Here is an 18262-nt window from a genome sequence, read left to right as displayed (position 1 = left end):
TGGAACTTTTAGAAATGAGAGGAGAATTTAAAATGGTAGAACAAGGAAAATATATTGATGTGAAAGGAATTCGTACACATTATCACGAGGATGGACAGGGAGAAGCCCTTCTTTTAATCCATGGTTCTGGTCCAGGGGTTTCAGCATGGGCGAACTGGCGTTTAGCATTTCCAGCGCTTTCAGAGCATTTTCATTTATACGCACCAGATGTCGTTGGCTTTGGCTACACAGATCGACCAGAGGGACAGGAATATTCTATTGATGTCTGGGCCAATCATATGATAAATTTTATTGAAGCAATTGGTGAGCGTAAGGTTAATATTATTGGGAATTCCTTCGGGGGAGCGATTGCTCTTCATTTGGTCAATCGTCGCCCTGATCTCGTTAATAAAGTGGTCTTGATGGGTAGTGTCGGAAATAAATCAACACTTTCAGATGGTTTGGATGCAGTTTGGGGTTATACACCAAGCTTTGAAAATATGAAAAATTTGATCAAGATCTTTTCCTATGATCAAAGCAATGCGGCAAATGATAATTTAGTAGAAATGCGCTATCAAGCGAGTATCCAAGAAGGGTTCCAAGAGGCCTTTTCAAGTATGTTCCCTGCACCAAGACAAAGGCATTTAGATGCGATGGCATTGTCAGATGATGAACTTAAGAGCATTCAGAAGCCTGTGCTATTGATTCATGGTCGAGAGGACAAAGTAATTCCTCTTGAAGAAACAAGCTGGAAAATTTCTCAGCTGATTCCGAATTCCCAGCTTCATGTATTTCCACACTGTGGGCACTGGGTCCAAATTGAGAAAACACAAGAATTTATTGCCCAAGTGATTGGATTTTTGAAACAGCCAGAAACAGCAAATGTCTGAGCACAACACTAACGTTCTTTGTGAATTTTCTATAGAATATAGTTAGTCAAACTATTCGAAAGAGGAGAGATTAATTTGAGCAAGGTTCAAACAGTATTAGATTCGAAAATCATTGATTTGTTAAAAGAGGAAACGATCGTCCAATTAATAACAATTAATCGTGAAACCAAAAAACCGGAGCTGACGGTTGTATCCTGGGTACTAGCAACAGACGATGGAAAACAAATTAAAATTGCAGTTGGACATAAAGGCTCCAGCATCAACAACATTGAAGCAGATCCTTCTGTTACACTTGGATTGATTGGACCTGAAAGCTGCTATTCTGTGACAGGACAAGCATCCGTATCTGACATTTTTTCAGGAACCATGAAGTATCGCGTCATTACAGTTGACGTGGAAGAGGTAGAAGACGTTATGTTTTATGGTGGAAAATTAACGACACTCCCTAAATATGAAAAGACATATGATCCAGCATTAGCTAAGAAGTTAGATGATGAGGTTTATGAATTACTAAGTTCAAAGGAATAAGAGATTTTAAGCAGGCCCCATTTAAATGGGGCCTGTTTTTGTTTAGTAAGGGCATTAACAGGTTACTCTTGTCCATTTTTCCATCTAACTTTGTTTTGCATAGGTATGTAAACCATGCAGGTCAAAATGTTTTGAATACCTTATTTAAGAATTTAAAGATTCTGAAGTAAGGAGATGTATAAAATGGAACAAAGGGATTTTTGGCATTTTATGTACGGGGGATCAAATCGTCATCGTGAAAGCCATCATGAAAGATTAAACGATGAATTCGATGTCGAATCTGAGTCGGATGAAAGGCAGCATCACAAAAGGGAATCACATCGGGATGTTGAAGGACTGAATCGGTCAAACCAAAGGGAATCACATCGGGATATCGAAGGACTGAATCGGTCAAACCAAAGGGAATCACATCGGGATGTTGAAGGGCTGAATCGATCAAACCAAAGGGAATCACATCGGGATATCGAAGGACTGAATCGGTCAAACCAAAGGGAATCACATCGGGATGTCGAAGGACTGAATCGGTCAAACCAAAGGGAATCACATCGGGATGTTGAAGGACTGAATCGGTCAACATGTCGGAAGCTCGCAGACATTATTGGCGGAGACGTAATTACAAGTGACCCTGTCTGTGTTGTGCAGCGGCTTCGGGATATTGATGCAAAAATTTTAGGCCGTCGTACTCAGTCACCGCTAGCCCTGCCATTTGCACTTTCCTTTGAAAATCATAGTAGAAATACGCTTAATCTCGGAGAAACTGTCATTCTTCAAAAGGAAATTAATCCATTTCTAACTGAATTGCGTAAAAGAGGACTTATCGTGACTGCTGTTCATAACCACTGGCTGTTTGATGAGCCGCGCTTAATGTACATGCATTGGGAGAATACCGGAGACCCGTTTGATTTTGCCAGAAAGAGCTTTGAAGCTGCAAAAGAAGCTGGATTGTTTTAACGGGGATTAGAGGGCAGTAAATGAAAACGAAAACTGCCTACACAATTACAGATGAATGTGTGTAGGCAGTTTTTTTACAATCTGAAGATTTTTGCGAGCAATTATATAATTCTATTAATCATTGACTCTTAATCTTTAGCCAAAAACTTATTAATACTTTCCTTGTTCTGCGGAAAATCCACCTCTAATACTTCCCCAACACCATCATAACGATTATTTTCAAAGCTTCCATCTTCTGGAATCCGTAATGTTTCAATGTCCCCGCTTTTCTCCGTTAAGAGGTCTTTTCCAATTTGCAGAAGGGTAGTAGTCTCCAAATTAGTATCCACATATGTATGTAAAAGCTCTAACAGCTTAGGAAGATTCTTAATACTATTCAGGCTAACCGCTTCATCTTTTAGCTTGGTAATCACTTCCTGCTGTCTTTGTATTCGCCCAAAGTCACTTAAGCGATCCTGACGAAATCGAACATAGCCCAGCAGCTCATTCCCATGAAGCGTCTGCTCTCCTTCTTCTAACGTCATACCGATTCCATCAGACATTTCATATGGAATATCTACTTCAATCCCATTTGGAGCAAGGATATCAGCAGCTTTTTCAAAGCCTTTAAAATCCACAATGGCATAATAATGAAGATCGAGCCCAAAATTTTCTTTAATTGTTTCCCTTAGCAGATCCGGACCACCATGTGAAAAGGCCGCATTTAATTTTTCCTCCCCGTAATCAGGAATCGAGACATACATATCGCGCATGAGAGAAATAAGCTTTACCTGCTGGGTTTCCGGATCGTAATGGGCAACCATAATCGTATCTGTTCGGGCATCTTCTTCTCCACGTGAGTCACTGCCTAACAATAGAACATTAATCGGATCTAGTTTATCTTGATTCTTATTACCCTGGAACGATAGAGTCTGCTCAGTTTTTTTTAACGGCTGGTTTAGCGCTGTAAACGTTGCGCTTATGTAGTCGACAATATGGAAAAGGCCAACCAGAAAAATTCCAATGAAGAAGAAAGCACCGATGATTCTGCCCCATCTGATTCTTCTTTTCTTTTTTGCACGTGACAATTTTTCACCACCTTTTTTGTAAAAATGTAGTCTATTAAACGAGAAATTTATCTTTTTTGATAGGCTATCGGATTCATTATTATTCCATAAAAAGATTTCATTCTATTAAAATTTTTGTTACATTATGTTGAAATTATGATTACACTTTTTTTCTTTCGTCAAATAGAATCCAACATATAAGATATTTTACTAAATTCAAGGTGCAAATACAGATTTATTTAATAGACAAAACTAAATTAATTAGATAGTACTAAGGAAAAGGTCATGGAGAAAGGGATCTGATGCCCGTTTGGAGGGAATTGTCGGAAAAAGGTCACCAAGAAGGCAATCTGATGCCCGTTGGGTAGGGAGCATCAAGTAAAAGGACACCAAGAAGGAGGTCTGATGCCCGTCGGGTAGGGGTCGCAAAGCAAAAGGTCAACAAGAAGGCAATCTGATGCCCGTTTGGAGGGAATTGTCGGAAAAAGGTCAACAAGAAGGCAATCTGATGCCCGTTGGGTAGGGAGCTCCCAACGAAAGGTCACCAAGAATGCATCCTGATGCCCGTTAGATAGAGAGCACCAATCAAAAGGTCACCAAGAAGGCAATCTGATGCCCGTTGGGTAGGGGTCGCTAAGCAAAAGGTCACCAAGAAGGCAATCTGTTGCCCGCTGGATAGGGAGCACCCGGCAAAAGGTCACCAAGAAGGCAATCTGTTGCCCGCTGGATAGGGAGCACCCAGCGAAAGGTCACCAAGAAGGTAATCTGATGCCCAATGGGTAGAGGTCGCAAAGCAAGAGGTCAACAAGAAGGCAATCTGTTGCCTGCTGGGTAGAGGTCGCAAAGCATAAGGTCACCAAGAAGGCAATCTGATACCTGCTGGGTAGAGGTCGCAAAGCACAAGGTCACCAAGAAGGCAATCTGATGCCTGTTGGGTAGGGGTCGCAAAGCACAAGGTCACCAAGAAAATCTGGTGACCTTGTGGTAGAGATGATCCTACACATAAACATGTCAGGAAACAAGCTTTAGCCCAATTGCTGCACTTAGGATTATGCTAATACAAGTCAATCGTTTCCAATCCTTTGATTCTCCATAAAACAATATTCCTGCCAGTGCTCCACCGGACGAACCAATTCCTGTCCAAATAGCATAAGCCGTTCCCATCGGAAGAGTTTTCATCGCGTAGGCAAGAAATAAAAAACTGGCTCCAAAGCCGAGAACGAATAAGAATAAGGATTGCCAATCACGATTGTTATTCAATTTATTGATTGTAAATACACCGAATGCTTCACATAGGCCTGCTATGATTAATGAAATCCATGCCATTAAGAATCAGCTCCTTCCTGTTCTTCTTTCGTTAATAGCTTCAATCCAAGAACACCAGCAAGTAAAAGTAATATCAAAAGTATTTTCTCTAATTTAAGGGGTTCCCCAAAGAACATAATTTCAGATAAGACAGTCCCTGCTGTCCCCATTCCCACAAAAACGGCGTACACGGTACCAACGGGAAGCTTGCGTCCAGCGAGTACAATTAAATAAAAGCTAACAATAATGGAGAGGATCGTCCCTGTCCAGCCCCAAAATTCATTTGCATGTTTTAGACCTATCACCCAAAACACTTCAAAAAAAGCACCAATAAACACCTTCATCCAATGTGCATTCATCACTGTATACCTCCATCTAAATTTCTACGAAACGAAAAAAAGCCTGGGAGATTACTGTTAAACAGTATCTCCCAGGCTTTTGTCCTTCCGTGACACAGCATTGCTGTGAGTTTTCTCTCGGACCAGACCAGCCTAAAAGCTGCGGAACCCTAGAAAACATTTTCATATATAATTAATAAATATTATACATAGAGTAAAAACTTTATTCAATGGAGAAAAAAGGATAGTGAAAAGAGACAGTCTATAGAAATAATTATGAAAACGCACTTTAAAATTTTTGAAAAAATGGTTATATATTTGCTATATTTAAATAAAAAATTAACAGGTTTCTGTTACTTTAAATGTTTTTTAAATTATTCAGGTATTTCAGTATAATTCTTATTGACTCTAAACCGAATTTAGGTGACGATAGGAATATATTTTTTTATTCTTGGAGGATGCTATGAAATACACTAGTACTCGTGGAAATGTAAGCAAAATTGGTTTTATTGATACAGTCTTAATGGGGCTGGCAACTGACGGAGGTCTGTTAGTTCCGGAACAAATCCCGCAGATACCTGAGGAGAAGCTGCAGGCAATGTCTAAGCTTAGCTATCAGGAATTAGCTTTTGAAATTATCTCCTATTATGTTGATGGAGAAATCCCGGAAAATGAACTAAAGGAATTAATTCAACAAAGCTACGGTACTTTCCGTTCACCTGAGGTAACTCCGGTTGTTAAGCTGAAGGATGATATGTATGTACTTGAATTGTTCCATGGCCCTACCTTTGCCTTTAAAGATGTAGCGCTTCAGTTTTTAGGAAATTTGTATTCCTATATCGCAAAGAAAACAGGGGAAACCATCAATATTCTCGGAGCTACTTCTGGAGATACAGGTGCATCTGCGATTGAGGGTGTAAGAGGAAAAGAAGGAATCCGCATTTGCATTCTGCATCCGCATGGAAAAGTAAGTAAGGTACAAGAGTTGCAAATGACAACGGTTGATGACGAAAGTGTGTTAAATTTAGCGATTAAAGGAACCTTTGATGATGGCCAACGAATCATTAAGGAAATCTTCGCTGATTTGGATTTCAAGAACAAATACCATCTTCGTGCGATCAATTCCATTAACTTTGCCCGGATATTAGCGCAAACCGTGTATTATTTCTATGCTTATTTCCAAGTGGCAAAGGAAAAGGATATTCAAAGCCTCAACTTTAGTGTACCGACTGGAAACTTCGGTGACATTTTTGCCGGATATTTAGCGAAAAGAATGGGTCTGCCTGTTGGAAAGCTAATTGTTGCGACAAATGAAAATAATATTTTAGAGCGTTTCATTAAGGAAGGCGTCTATCAGCCAGGAGAGTTCCATAGCACCTACAGTCCATCAATGGATATTCAGGTGGCAAGCAACTTTGAACGCTACTTATACTACCTGTTGGATGAAAACCCAAGTGCAACAGCTGAATTAATGGAGCAATTCAAAGCAGAGGGAAAAATCTCTGTGAATGAGGAGCAGATGCGTCAGGTACAAGCTGATTTTTCAGCATATGGTGTACAGGGAGAAGAAAGTCTGAAAACGATTAGTAAATATTATGAAGAGACTCAATATTTATTAGATCCTCATACTTCTTGCGGCGTTGCAGCATACGAAAATTGTAATGATCAGGGTGAAGTGTGTGTAACCCTTTCGACAGCACATCCAGCAAAATTCAATGAAGCTATCGAACGTTGTGACATTGAACAAACGTATCCGGAAGAAATTAAAGCGTTGTTTGATAAACCGCAATATGTAGAAGTGATTGAGGCAAGCAATGAGGAAATCTGCGCTCAATTAGAAAAGCATTTTCGCTCTTCACTTGCTGATGTGAAGTAAGATTGCAGCAGTGCTGGAGTAGTAAAATCATTTAATCCAATAAATCAAAAAAACCAGCAGTAGGTCATGTACTACTGCTGGTTTTTTATACACTTTTCGTGACAAAAGGAGAGAATGGATATATAATAAATAAAACCAATAGGAAAGGTATGGTTTTATGTCTGAGATTCCTCGTTCGATTCCAAGACCGCTTGTTAAAACAAATCAATCGGTTATTGTCATAAGTGTTTTATTAACCTGGCTTACCCAAAGTGAATGGATATTGCTCATTCCTTTTATAGCTGGATTATCTGGTATCCTATTTGGATATAATCCGATTATGCAATTGGCGAAAAAATTTCTGAAGAAACCAATGAAAAGCTACATCCCGGAAGATTGGGAACAGCAGCAATTTAATCAAAAAATAGCAGTTTTATGTTTAGGAGCAGGCTTTGTAAGCTTCTTACTTGGCTGGAATACAGCAGGATACGTTTTTACGATAATGGTTGCAACAGCAGCATTCATCGCGATACTAGGATTTTGCATAGGCTGTTTTATATTGTACCAGTGGAAACAGTACCAATATAGACGAGCACAACACTAGCTTTAACACAGTACAGCGCCGGGGGACAGTCCCCCGGCGCTGTACTGTGTTAAATTAATGAAAAAGAAGGAAACCTTTTACGCCCTCAACCGTATGAAAGTAAAGGACCTTAAGGGAAGGGGTAACACTAAATGGATATTAGTTTTTTCTGGATAGGCATTGGATTAGCAGCTTTAGGCTATTTTATAGGGGATGGATTAAAGAATTTTAAGAATCCAAAAGGGAGCCCATCCTCATATCCGACATTAATCAAGGAAAGGGATTTGCACCTTTATTTAGGTTTAAGTAAAGAAGAAGTCAACGAGCTGTTAACTAAATATCCTGATGCACCAAAAATGGAGTTGAAGGGAACTACTTATTATCCGTATCATTATTTTTTAGACTGGCTATCCTCTAAAGAGCTTTATAAAAGATAATGCAGATTGAACCTGCTATGACGAATCTTTATCTACATATACTAATCTGATAAAAATGTATTAAAATTTGAAAAAATCCCAATGTACAAGACTTTACATGGTTGTACATTGGGATTTTTTCATCTACTTGATTCATTAAATCATCGTATCCATCTCAATTAAATCCCTTGGTGTGATAATGGCTAATGGTTTTTCTGTTTTATTACCCGAAGCGGTAATAATGACAGCTTCAAGCCTGCGATTACTCTGGTGATATTGCTCAAAAATTTCTTCTACTTCAAACATTTCAGCATCCTTTTCCATGAATTCAACCGGACGTGGTTTACTGATGCCATATAAACTTTTCACTTGAATATCCTCTAAATGGATGGTTTGATCTGATAGATTTAGGGCAAGCCACTGTATCATACACTCAGCTGTTAACAGCCATTTATATCCATCTTGGTCATAAATAGGGAAAATCGAATACGGCTTTGATTTCATCACTCGTAAAACGTCAACGAGTACAGTGTTTTCATGATAGTAAAATACTGGTTTAGAGCCGATTAAATGAGCATATCTTGGCTGATATACCAATGAAGCAATTTTTTCAATCTGCTCAACCACCGTTTCATGCGGCTCTGCTATATAGAATCCTTGATCAATTTTCTCGTGTACGATTGAATTGCGCAGACGAGCAAACATTTTTAAGTCATGATAATTTTTGCGAATCAGTGAGTGCTGTGGAAACCCACTTTTTAGCAAATCAGTGAAATTATTAGAATGAGCATCTCTTATATTTTTCTGAAGCCAGCTATGAATCTGGTTAAACGCGACTTCAAATCTCTCAGAAAGATTTCTTTCTACTACTGTTGACATTTCCTTATTTCCCCCAAAAATAAAAATCCTTCTATATCATTTAACAACATTTGCATACTAGAAAATTATTTTAATTCTTGTTGCAATAATATTCTAACAAATGAGGGAACTTCAATCAATGGTACCGCCAATCTAGCAGGATATATAGATTTTTTGCTAAGGTATCATATGGGGGATTTGCAAGAAAGAGATTAAGGGAATTTTTTCCAATGTGATGAAAAGCTACGGTTGTAATTATTTTTGTTAAGTTTGTCGTATAGGAGGTTTCTAAAGGACAAAACCCCACCATACAAACAGAAAAATGTCTTATAGCAGGTCTCTAAAGACCAAGCCACCAGGGTTAAAGTAGAAAAATGTCTCATAGCAGGTTCCTAAAGGCCAAGCCCCCACCGTTCAAACAGAAAAACGTCTATAGCAGTTCTCTCAGACCAAGCCACCAGGGTTAAAGTAGAAAAATGTCTCATAGCAGGTTCCTAAAGACCAGTCCCCCACCGTTCAAACAGAAAAATGTCTTATAGCAGTTCTCTAAAGACCAAGCCACCAGGGTTAAAGTAGAAAAATGTCTCATAGCAGCTTCCTAAAGGCCAAGCCACTACAATTCAAGCTGAAACATATCTAATAGAAGGCACTGAAGCACATTACTCCATTTTCAGAGCATTTCGATGGTCCATAATTCAATTTATGGATTAACATTCAAATAGTAAAACGGGGGAGGATTGTCTCAAACAGTCCGAGCACCCCATTCTATGAGAAACCACATCTTAAACTTAGTCCGAATTAATCATAATCCCGGCAACCTGCTGTAATCTGCTGTAAAAAAACACCCCTGCTGGATGCTGATCCAATCCCACTTCTGCAAAGGCTTCTCTCATGCAGCGGAGCCAGCATTGTGCACGCAATGGAGTAATCTCGAAGGGAAGGTGACGCTGTCTCATGGCAGGTGGTCCGAATTCTTCGCTGTAAAGTGCGGGACCTCCCGTAAATTGGGTTAGAAACATTCGTTGTTTTCGCATGATTTCCTTTATATCCCCTTCAAACAATGGACTTAAATCAGGATCACTGTATACCTTTGGATAAAAAGCACGAACTAATTCCTCTATCTTTTCTGCGCCGATTTGGTCAAATAATGTGGTTAAGCTTGATTCACTCACTTAATTTACCCCCTTATTCATTATCTTTATAGTATAAACCCATACATCACTCACGATTGTGATTTATCTCATACATGATAGGAGAAAGGATTGGAAGCAAAAGAACCGTCCCTCTGCTTTATTTTGAATTTTCAGTTCATAATACTAGTTTTCATTTCATGTATGATTATATAATAATAGATAGGTATATAATGAACTTGAGTGCATATAGAGAGGGTCCTTTACGGGGCTAAAAGAAAGAGGTGAAATAGGTTATTCCATATGAAAAACACCTTGAAATGATTGGATAAGGTTACTTTAATCCTCTGAGATTTGCATGAATGTTAGTTTTTGTCTAAAAATGCAGCATCATTTATATTTCATTTTCAGAAAATTCCTTGTACTATAAAATTGTACTTTAATTAGTTAATTAGATAAAGGCAAACCTTTCGAAAGATAGGGACGCAAAGCTACAGGTCTAAGGTTCTAAACTATGATGGCTGTGCTGCCTAAAATATATCCCAATATTTTAGGAGGATGTAATATTGGATACAGTATTGAAAGAAAATGAACTAGATAAAGAGTGGGTTGAATTAATTTTACAGGCAAGAAAACAAGGATTATCCATTGAGGATATAAGAGAATTTATCAATCAAACTAAAAGACCTCAATAATGGTCTTTTTTTTCCTTGGCAAAACCAATAACTATATTGTAAGCTGTTCCTCGAGCAGCTCTCCTCCAATTCCAATGTAACCAACCTCTTTCTCTTCAATTTGTACACGATACCGAACAATTCCTGCGTCGGCAATCTCCTAAAGAAACGCTAAAAAGGGAAGTGAAATGGTAGCAATTGCCTTTAATACTTTATCCCTATTAAATGTATTGGCAACCACTAACGTAACCTGGGAATCTGTCTTAAAGCTTGATTCCTTGGCTTTATAGGTTGCTTGGCCTGTAGCAACATCAATTTCGTATTCGTATATCCCTTTTTGAGACAATTCATTTAAGAATTCGGCAAACGTAATAACACCCTCACTTCTTCTTCGAATGATATCCTGAAATTCACTTTCAGTTAAATGATTTGTCATGTTAAAATCCTCCAATGAGAAATTCTTTTTCCAAACTTTATCATCATTCTTACCTGCTTGATACAGGTTATACGGTAATACAATAATGTTAATCAATTCCTATATCTACCTCGCTGTTGATAGAAACCCCTCCAATTGAACAAACTTATATTTATAAACCTTTAAATCATCAAGGAATTCAGACATAGATTAGGTGATCATAATGAGCTTGCAAAAGTGGCTAAGAATAGTCCTTCCTGAGATTCAATTGATTGATTTTATTCAAAAGGAAGGGTTCCGTGGAAAGAAACATCAAAAGGCTGTCACAAGTACAAAAACAGCACAATTTGGGGGAGGCAGTATTCCGGCTGCTTCAAAGCAGCCTGGGAGGAATCCCTCTGCACTTCCTCAATCAAGCGGGGCTGTTAAAGAAGTGGCACGTGATGCAAAACTTGGGGTAAAGAATCTGACCCTGCACAAAACAAATGAAGAATTGGACGAGCTCTTCCGAGAGATAAAAGAAACATTACATCAGCATGTATGGGAACAGGAAAGATTCATAGATGATTTACTGGTCAGCTTTAAGAAGGCCTTTTTAGCGAGAAATAAGGGAGCTGTTCAAAATTCGATCCTGCTCAGCGGTCCTGCGGGTACCGGGAAAAATCGGAGCTTGTCTATTCTTATCCATGAATTATACAAGAAGAAACTGACACCCTATAAAAGCTTTTCCACCCTTGATTTAAGTCAATATGGGGAAAAAGACGTTAACACGAATTTTATTGTCGATTGTTCGAGTTTATTTAGCTATGGAATAGGAACCGTTTGTTTTACCGGATTTGAGAAGGCTCATCAGGATGTTCTAGGTTATCTAACCAAATTATTTAGAGATGGTTATTTTCGGACGCCTGAAGGGATTGTCGTAAGTGCTACTGACTACTTTTTAATTCTATACTTGGATGCGGCGGTGAAGGAAAAAGAGCCGGGAGAGAAAATTCCGTTGTCGATTGCGGAGCGTGTTCCGCCTGGATTATTGCGGGAAATTCAATCCTTTGCCTATACAGAGCCTTTAGGGGTAGACGCACTCAGCACGATTTTGGAGAAACAATTACACAAAGCAGCAGAGTCCCTGTCTGCAAAGGCACAGCTGAACGTTCGGTTTGATCCGCTTGTTTTTACTGAATTGGCGAAACGAATCCTGCCGTCTAAAAAATATGGAGAAGCAGTAGAGGATCTGGTGGAGAACCATTTTACCTCTGTATTATTGGACGCAAGGGCTCGAGGGGTTCTCACATCCAGCAGCCATATCGTAATTAAAATGTTGAATGATCAGCTTGTAGCCGATACGGGAAAAGAACCTGTTTTGCTAAAGCAAATCTCCATCATAAAAGAAGAATCGCTGGAGGATGTTCTGAATGAATTGCAGCATTTGATTGGATTGTCTTCCGTGAAAACCTTCGTTAACGAACTGATGCAGACGGTTCAATTACAAAAGGAACGGGAAAAAAGAGGCGGTAAAATCACTCCGATGACCTTGCATATGGTGTTTACCGGAAATCCAGGAACAGGGAAAACGACTGTGGCAAGACTCATTTCCCGAATTTTAAAGGCGATGGGGATTCTTCCTCAGGGCCAGCTGGTGGAGACGGCACGACAGGACCTTGTTGGAGAGTATGTAGGCTCGACTGCACGTAAAACGGATCAGGCTATCCAAAGTTCAGTTGGCGGTGTTTTATTTGTGGATGAGGCCTATACGCTTGCAAGAGATAAGCATGACCCGTTTGGCCAGGAGGCCATTGATACATTAGTCAAAGGAATGGAGGATCACAGGGAGCATCTTGTCGTGATCCTGGCCGGCTATACAAATGAAATGGAAACCTTTATCAAGTCCAATCCCGGCTTGCGTTCCCGTTTTCCTTTTATTGTCGAGTTTCCGGACTATACTCCAAAGGATATGCTGGAAATTTTGCTCCTGCAGAGTAAACAACGGGAATATGTCATCGATTCCGAAGCGCATGAAGGGCTACTGGAGCTTTTTGAGAAAAAACAAATTCCAGGCAGAAACGACAGCGGCAATGGGCGACTTGTACGCAATCTCCTGGAAGAAGCCATTCGGAAGCAATCAGTACGGATCAGTGAAAGTTCAAAAAGGCAAGAAACAGACATCAACGTCCTAACCAGTAGTGATTTTGGAATAGGTGTGAAGGAAGAATTTCGTTTGGATGAAGCTTTTGCGGGAATCATTGGCTTAGAAAATGTGAAGAATTTCGTCCGAACACTGGAGAAACAAATCATTGCGAATAAACGGCGGAAGGAAGCGGGGATTGAGACAAGAAATGAACAGACTCTGAATATGATTTTCTCTGGAAATCCAGGGACAGGGAAAACGACCATTGCACGGCTTTTAGCTTTGATGCTTCAATCTATGGGCATTTTAAAGCGCGGTCATCTAGTTGAAGTCGATCGATCGCAGCTCGTCGCTGAGTATGCCGGGCAAACGGCGGTCAAAACAACGGAAGTCGTCGAGAGTGCATTAGGCGGAGTGTTATTCATTGATGAAGCTTACTCACTTGTGGAAGAAGGGACAGTTGGCGGGGGATTTGGTAAGGAAGCAATTGATACGCTGGTTCGGCTGATTGAAAACCACCGGGAGAATTTGGTGGTGATCCTTGCGGGCTATACGAATGAAATGGAACAGTTCCTTAAATCAAACCCTGGGCTTTCATCCCGATTTCCGTTAACCATTCCGTTTCCTGATTATACAGCAGAGCAGCTAGCCGAAATGACCGATGTAATAGCAAAATCAAAGGGATTTGTTGTAGCGAGTGAAGTAAAACATGCAATGATTCCCTTTTACGAGAAGAAACAGATCCCAGGCAAAAATGACAGCGGCAATGGCAGACTGGTGCGGAATACATTAGAAGCAGCGATTCGTAATCAGTCAATCCGAATTGCCGAGCAGCTTGATTTACCAGTAGAAGAGCTGACCAGATTAACGCTTGAGGATTTCAGAATTGCTGCAGTTGAAAAACAAGAAACAGCCTTAAAGGAATTAGAACAGATAATTGGAATGGAAGAAATCAAGAATTTTGTTCGTTCCCTATCCGCTCAAATCGAAATAGCCAATAAACGAAAGGAACTAGGGCTCCCAGCTGCAGGTGCTCAGTCCCTTCATATGGTGTTTAAAGGAAACCCAGGAACGGGTAAGACAATGATTGCCCGCATTTTAGCAAAAAGGCTGAAGGAATTAGGTGTGATTAAGCAGGATCATATAGTGGAAACGGATCGCTCTGGATTAGTGGCGGGCTATGTCGGTCAAACGGCACTGAAGACAAGAACAGTACTTGAAAAAGCGCTTGGAGGCGTCCTGTTTATTGATGAAGCCTACGCTTTAGCAGGAGGGACGAATGATTTTGGTCAAGAAGCCATTGATACCATTGTAAAATTTATGGATGATCACCGGGAAAATATCATTGTCATACTAGCAGGCTATGATAAGGATATGGAGCGATTCCTTGATACGAATGCCGGCTTGCGGTCACGCTTTCCAACTATGATTGAGTTTCCTGATTATTCGCCAAGTGAATTGCTTCAGATTAGCCGCTTGATATTAAAGGGAAAGGGATACGAAGTGACGCAAGAGACTGAGGAAGCTCTTTTAGCCAAGTTTCGTGAAAACAGTCAAATTGAAAATGCCGGTAATGGGAGAATGGCCCGTAATATTTGTGAACTTGCTATCCGTCTTCATGCATTACGGGTGAGTCAGATCAATAATCCGACAGTTGAGGAATTGGTCACCATACTGCCGCCGGATATAATGGAAGCGGGTGAGAAGATTGGGTAATATATTCGCGATCATTGGGGTTATTGCCTATTACTTGTTCTATCCAGTCTTATTAATCCTGATTATTTTTGGACCAATGATGGAATTTGACGTGCTGCGCGAAATTTACAAGCTGGAATCTCCTCGGGGTGGATTAACCTTGTGGGCGATGACTTTCTTAGGCTTTCTCTTATTCCTGTCCTATCGTTATCCTCGATTAGGTTGGTTATACAGACGTTATCCCGTCCTGATCCCATTGCTGCAAATGTTTTTTGTCACCTTGGTGGGAATTGAGGCAGCGATTTTCTTCGCCAACCTTTGGGCAGATAAACAGTTGATTGGAAAAGGAACCTCTATTGTTCTTTCGATTATCAGTATTCTCGTAGTGCGAGTTTATTTGTCGTACTGGTACAGTAAATACCCAATCAGTTATAAAGTACACAAGATGTAGGGTGAATGTTGATGAAAAAAACAAAACAGCATGAATCATTGAATTTAAAGAAACGACTGTATAACAAGCAGGAAGACTTTGACAACGATCCAGTGGGTGAGGAGGAGCATGAACTGGTACCGCATCAGTCAGGGATACGCCGGTCCATTTGGATCATGTCCTTGGTTTTAATTGGGATTAGTATCCTAGGTGGTTTTTTTACGACAAGCTTTACGGATGAAGGGACAGCAGAGGAAGTAGTTGCCAATCGTATCAGTTCTGCAACTGCAGCTGGTGAGGAGTTATTTTCAGTTGAATCAAATGCGAATATTGAAAGTCGAAATTTTGAGGTCACAGATGCAGGAAGAGATGGTGGAGAAGCAAGAATGCTGCTATGGGATTTCAACGCGATCGATTTCGATGAAGTAGCTGTCTTTGTTGACGGGGCTCCGATTAAGGAAAAGCTAATCCTATCGGATAATGCAATTAGTATTAGTATCCCTGTTCCCAGCCTAGTTACAATCAGCGGTGTCAAGGATAATGGTGGGGGAATTTCCTATGCTGTAAAATTTCCAAACAATCATAACACCTATTTTAATGTTGTAACGGTTGGGGGATCGAATACCTATACGGTCCTTCCTAAACCGTAATCAATTAATCGTCTTAAAAGAAGAGGGAGTATATTAAAGTATAGAAGGAAAGCAAGCTAGGTTAGGTGGCCAAGCTTGCACTTCCTTCTTATTATATTCAATTTCCTCCTTATAACTGATTAGAGGTTTGTTCTGTTAAATCAAACTTTTTCAGCTTCCGATATAAGGTGGACCTCGCGATTTTCAATTCCTTTGCTACAGCTGAAATATTCCAACGGTTATGAATTAAAAGCTTCTTAATTTCTTCCTTTTCAGTTTTTTCCATGATGGATAGGTTTGAGTGTTCAACCTCGTTACGCGAAGGGAGTGCCTTGTAGTTGGCTAGATAATCGGGTAAATGACAAGGATCAATTTCAACTGAATGACTAAAAATAACGGCATGCTCCAAAGCGTTTCTTAATTCTCTAATGTTTCCAGGCCATGTGTAGGTTAAAAAGAAATTTTTTGTACGCTCTGTTAAACGAAAGGGCAAGGTCTTATGATATTTTTTTGCAAATTGATTTAAATAATAAAGGCTGATTGGAAGTATGTCCTCCTTCCTTTCCCGTAACGAGGGTACCGTAAAGGAAATCACATTTAGCCTAAAGAACAAATCTCTTCTAAACAGCCCTTCCTCAATCATCTCTTCCAAATTTCTGTGTGTGGCGGCAATTACTTTGACGTCTAGTTTTATAGTCTTAGATGAACCGAGCCTTGTCAGCTCTTTTTCCTGTAGTACCCTCAGTAAATGTACCTGCAGCTCAAGCGGCATTTCACCGATTTCGTCTAAAAAGATGGTCCCGCCGTTCGCTTCTTCAAATTTCCCCTTTTTTCCTTCCTTTTTTCCTCCGGTAAAGGTGCCGCTTTCATATCCGAATAGCTCACTTCCGATAAGCTCCTTTTGCATTGCCCCACAATTAATCGCGATAAAAGGCTTATCACTTCTTGAGCTTACATCATGAATATATCTGGCAATTAATTCTTTCCCTGTACCGGTTTCACCTGTTAATAGGATAGGGGTATCGACCGATGCTATCTGCTGGCATTTAAGTAGGATATTTTTGATTTCCTCGGATTCACCGACCAACTGATGATCCTTTGATGTGGTTTGCATCCTCGATGCCAGATTGCTTTTCTTTTTAAAAATAGCCACGTAACCAATTTCTTCATGATTAATTATAATGGGGTCCAACTGGGTGAATTGAAATCCTTTTTCTATACTTTCGAATTGATCTTGATTTTGAAGAAGTTTTTTTATTTTTATATGGTTATCAAAGGTTGTTTCCTTTTTCAAGTGTAAAGCATGTAATAGCGCCGGGTCCCCATTAACAAGAACGGAATCTTTACTGAAAACAAGGACGGAATGATCCTTCCATTTCAAGGTACATTGATGATAATAGTCTTCCAGCTCCGAATATTTCGTACTGTATGTGGTACGTAGCTGTTGTTCGATCATCTGTGCGAGGGTGACGGCTAACCCCAGTGTGTGTGGTTGCGTACTTGGCCAAAATCCAGTGAAGTCAATGGCACCAATCGCATTTTTAGTGTAGGGATGAAAAATAGGAGCTGCGGAACAGGTCATGGGATGAAAGCCTTCACAGAAATGTTCAGCAGAAAACACTTGAATAGGCTTTTTAGACACAATGCTTGTACCAATTGCATTCGTACCTGCAGCATGTTCACTCCAGTCCATTCCCGGCAAAAAGTTGATTTTTTCGGTTTTCTTTATAATCTCCTTTTCCCCTTTTAAATAAATCATTTTTCCACTTTCATCATTCAGTGTAATTAAATAGCCAGTACCGATTAATTTATCATAAATGCTATCAATAATTGGTTTGGCAGCACCAAATAGATCGGATCCTAGAAGTAATTCTTCTAGCTCAAATGTGGTGAGGGCAGTTCTTGCTTGTTTTTGATTTGGATTTAGTCCAAATGATTGACAACGGCTCCATGAATTTAGTATCTCTTGACGAACGGCGTTCTGTAAATTTTCACTATCAGTAGGATTTGTTATGAAATTTTCCCATTTATGTTTGATTTCATTAACTTTAGTAGACAAATCCTGTGTAGAAAAAATAGAGAGATAAGGGTTTTGCAACTATATGAAACCTCCTTAGAGATGTATTCGGAACGTTTTTTCCTAAAACCGCTGAATCAAGGGATATAGACACAATACTAAGTTGCTTAATATTTCAAATATTCAGTATATTTAAAATATTAAACAATCCCATAAACAAAATCAATAGTTAATTTGTTTCATGAAAACAAACTGTAGCGCTACAACTGTTGCAAAACGCTACACTTGATTGTTTTGTCTCCTTTAGCTTTTCTGCTATTCACTTAGAAATCATACAGCAGCGCCTAATGAATAAAAAAATTAAAAAAATTCACTCTTTGGCATGCTACTTGCATGTA

17 protein-coding genes and 2 riboswitches are annotated in these 18262 nt (G+C 39.6%); of the genes, 10 read left to right on the top strand and 7 right to left on the bottom strand.

Annotated features, from left to right (window positions below):
* Positions 1-32: 32 nt before the first annotated feature.
* From ACHUFV_RS10020 to ACHUFV_RS10010, 3 genes are all read left to right on the top strand, one after another.
* On the top strand, positions 33-869 hold the full coding sequence (locus tag ACHUFV_RS10020) for an alpha/beta fold hydrolase (protein WP_394233658.1): 837 nt from the start codon (positions 33-35) through the stop codon (positions 867-869).
* A gap of 75 nt (positions 870-944) precedes the next feature.
* A complete protein-coding gene (locus tag ACHUFV_RS10015) occupies positions 945-1397 on the top strand; it encodes a PNPOx family protein (protein WP_394233657.1) in 453 nt (150 codons plus the stop codon).
* Positions 1398-1580: 183 nt separating this feature from the next.
* The gene (locus ACHUFV_RS10010; protein ID WP_394233655.1) at positions 1581-2348 is read left to right on the top strand and encodes a DUF1259 domain-containing protein; all 768 of its coding nucleotides are present in this window, start codon (positions 1581-1583) and stop codon (positions 2346-2348) included.
* 128 nt (positions 2349-2476) lie between these two features.
* Here ACHUFV_RS10010 and ACHUFV_RS10005 read toward each other — a convergent pair whose 3' ends face one another.
* The 3 genes from ACHUFV_RS10005 to ACHUFV_RS09995 form a co-directional block, all read right to left on the bottom strand.
* Complete coding sequence (locus tag ACHUFV_RS10005; RefSeq protein WP_394233653.1) at positions 2477-3415, bottom strand: LCP family protein; 939 nt, start codon at positions 3413-3415, stop codon at positions 2477-2479.
* A gap of 990 nt (positions 3416-4405) precedes the next feature.
* Positions 4406-4720: a DMT family transporter gene (locus ACHUFV_RS10000; protein WP_394233651.1), complete on the bottom strand. Its 315-nt coding sequence runs from the start codon at positions 4718-4720 to the stop codon at positions 4406-4408.
* Positions 4720-5058, bottom strand: coding sequence for a DMT family transporter (locus tag ACHUFV_RS09995; protein WP_394233649.1), 339 nt, complete (start codon positions 5056-5058; stop codon positions 4720-4722). The genes ACHUFV_RS10000 and ACHUFV_RS09995 overlap by 1 nt, the downstream gene beginning before the upstream one ends.
* Before the next feature lie 66 nt (positions 5059-5124).
* A riboswitch (guanidine-I (ykkC/yxkD leader) is annotated at positions 5125-5222 on the bottom strand.
* A gap of 278 nt (positions 5223-5500) precedes the next feature.
* Between ACHUFV_RS09995 and thrC the strand changes: the two genes are divergently transcribed.
* The 3 genes from thrC to ACHUFV_RS09980 all read left to right on the top strand — a co-directional run bounded on the left by thrC (position 5501) and on the right by ACHUFV_RS09980 (position 7912).
* Positions 5501-6913, top strand: a complete 1413-nt coding sequence (thrC, locus tag ACHUFV_RS09990) for a threonine synthase (RefSeq protein ID WP_394233647.1) — start codon at positions 5501-5503, stop codon at positions 6911-6913.
* Positions 6914-7070: 157 nt separating this feature from the next.
* On the top strand, positions 7071-7496 hold the full coding sequence (locus ACHUFV_RS09985) for a DUF4395 domain-containing protein (protein WP_394233645.1): 426 nt from the start codon (positions 7071-7073) through the stop codon (positions 7494-7496).
* Between the two features lie 131 nt (positions 7497-7627).
* Positions 7628-7912: a DNA-binding protein gene (locus ACHUFV_RS09980; protein ID WP_394233643.1), complete on the top strand. Its 285-nt coding sequence runs from the start codon at positions 7628-7630 to the stop codon at positions 7910-7912.
* A gap of 135 nt (positions 7913-8047) precedes the next feature.
* Here ACHUFV_RS09980 and ACHUFV_RS09975 read toward each other — a convergent pair whose 3' ends face one another.
* Positions 8048-8770 (bottom strand): hypothetical protein, encoded by a 723-nt coding sequence (locus tag ACHUFV_RS09975; RefSeq protein WP_394233641.1) that lies wholly within the window; start codon positions 8768-8770, stop codon positions 8048-8050.
* Between the two features lie 767 nt (positions 8771-9537).
* A complete protein-coding gene (locus tag ACHUFV_RS09970; protein ID WP_394233639.1) occupies positions 9538-9921 on the bottom strand; it encodes a globin domain-containing protein in 384 nt (127 codons plus the stop codon).
* Positions 9922-10329: 408 nt separating this feature from the next.
* Positions 10330-10413: riboswitch (cyclic di-GMP riboswitch) on the top strand.
* 32 nt (positions 10414-10445) lie between these two features.
* Here ACHUFV_RS09970 and ACHUFV_RS09965 point away from each other — a divergent pair.
* Positions 10446-10574 (top strand): anti-repressor SinI family protein, encoded by a 129-nt coding sequence (locus tag ACHUFV_RS09965; protein WP_394233637.1) that lies wholly within the window; start codon positions 10446-10448, stop codon positions 10572-10574.
* Between the two features lie 139 nt (positions 10575-10713).
* Here the strand turns inward: ACHUFV_RS09965 and ACHUFV_RS09960 are convergent, their stop codons facing one another.
* Positions 10714-11085 (bottom strand): hypothetical protein, encoded by a 372-nt coding sequence (locus ACHUFV_RS09960; RefSeq protein ID WP_394233636.1) that lies wholly within the window; start codon positions 11083-11085, stop codon positions 10714-10716.
* Between the two features lie 106 nt (positions 11086-11191).
* Between ACHUFV_RS09960 and ACHUFV_RS09955 the strand changes: the two genes are divergently transcribed.
* From ACHUFV_RS09955 to ACHUFV_RS09945, 3 genes are read left to right on the top strand one after another with little or no spacing between them, the layout of a single operon-like run.
* A complete protein-coding gene (locus tag ACHUFV_RS09955; RefSeq protein ID WP_394233635.1) occupies positions 11192-14809 on the top strand; it encodes an AAA family ATPase in 3618 nt (1205 codons plus the stop codon).
* Positions 14802-15239, top strand: a complete 438-nt coding sequence (locus ACHUFV_RS09950) for a hypothetical protein (protein ID WP_394233634.1) — start codon at positions 14802-14804, stop codon at positions 15237-15239. Before ACHUFV_RS09955 ends, ACHUFV_RS09950 begins: the two co-directional genes overlap by 8 nt.
* Before the next feature lie 11 nt (positions 15240-15250).
* Positions 15251-15868: a hypothetical protein gene (locus ACHUFV_RS09945; protein ID WP_394233633.1), complete on the top strand. Its 618-nt coding sequence runs from the start codon at positions 15251-15253 to the stop codon at positions 15866-15868.
* 109 nt (positions 15869-15977) lie between these two features.
* Here ACHUFV_RS09945 and ACHUFV_RS09940 read toward each other — a convergent pair whose 3' ends face one another.
* The gene (locus tag ACHUFV_RS09940; protein WP_394233632.1) at positions 15978-17945 is read right to left on the bottom strand and encodes a sigma-54-dependent Fis family transcriptional regulator; all 1968 of its coding nucleotides are present in this window, start codon (positions 17943-17945) and stop codon (positions 15978-15980) included.
* Between the last annotated feature and the right edge of the window lie 317 nt (positions 17946-18262).

Source organism: Niallia oryzisoli (genome assembly GCF_043641075.1).
Taxonomy (GTDB): Bacteria; Bacillota; Bacilli; order Bacillales; family Cytobacillaceae; genus Bacillus_BD; species Bacillus_BD oryzisoli_A.
This window is presented reverse-complemented; position numbering and strand designations above follow the sequence as displayed.

Excerpts from the sequence above, each read along its gene's own strand:
- ACHUFV_RS10020 (WP_394233658.1), top strand. The coding sequence starts at position 33 with ATGGTAGAACAAGGAAAATATATTGATGTGAAAGGAATTCGTACACAT.
- ACHUFV_RS10010 (WP_394233655.1), top strand. The coding sequence starts at position 1,581 with ATGGAACAAAGGGATTTTTGGCATTTTATGTACGGGGGATCAAATCGT.
- ACHUFV_RS10000 (WP_394233651.1), bottom strand. The coding sequence starts at position 4,720 with ATGGCATGGATTTCATTAATCATAGCAGGCCTATGTGAAGCATTCGGT.
- ACHUFV_RS09995 (WP_394233649.1), bottom strand. The coding sequence starts at position 5,058 with ATGAATGCACATTGGATGAAGGTGTTTATTGGTGCTTTTTTTGAAGTG.
- thrC (WP_394233647.1), top strand. The coding sequence starts at position 5,501 with ATGAAATACACTAGTACTCGTGGAAATGTAAGCAAAATTGGTTTTATT.
- ACHUFV_RS09985 (WP_394233645.1), top strand. The coding sequence starts at position 7,071 with ATGTCTGAGATTCCTCGTTCGATTCCAAGACCGCTTGTTAAAACAAAT.
- ACHUFV_RS09980 (WP_394233643.1), top strand. The coding sequence starts at position 7,628 with ATGGATATTAGTTTTTTCTGGATAGGCATTGGATTAGCAGCTTTAGGC.
- ACHUFV_RS09975 (WP_394233641.1), bottom strand. The coding sequence starts at position 8,770 with ATGTCAACAGTAGTAGAAAGAAATCTTTCTGAGAGATTTGAAGTCGCG.
- ACHUFV_RS09955 (WP_394233635.1), top strand. The coding sequence starts at position 11,192 with ATGAGCTTGCAAAAGTGGCTAAGAATAGTCCTTCCTGAGATTCAATTG.
- ACHUFV_RS09945 (WP_394233633.1), top strand. The coding sequence starts at position 15,251 with ATGAAAAAAACAAAACAGCATGAATCATTGAATTTAAAGAAACGACTG.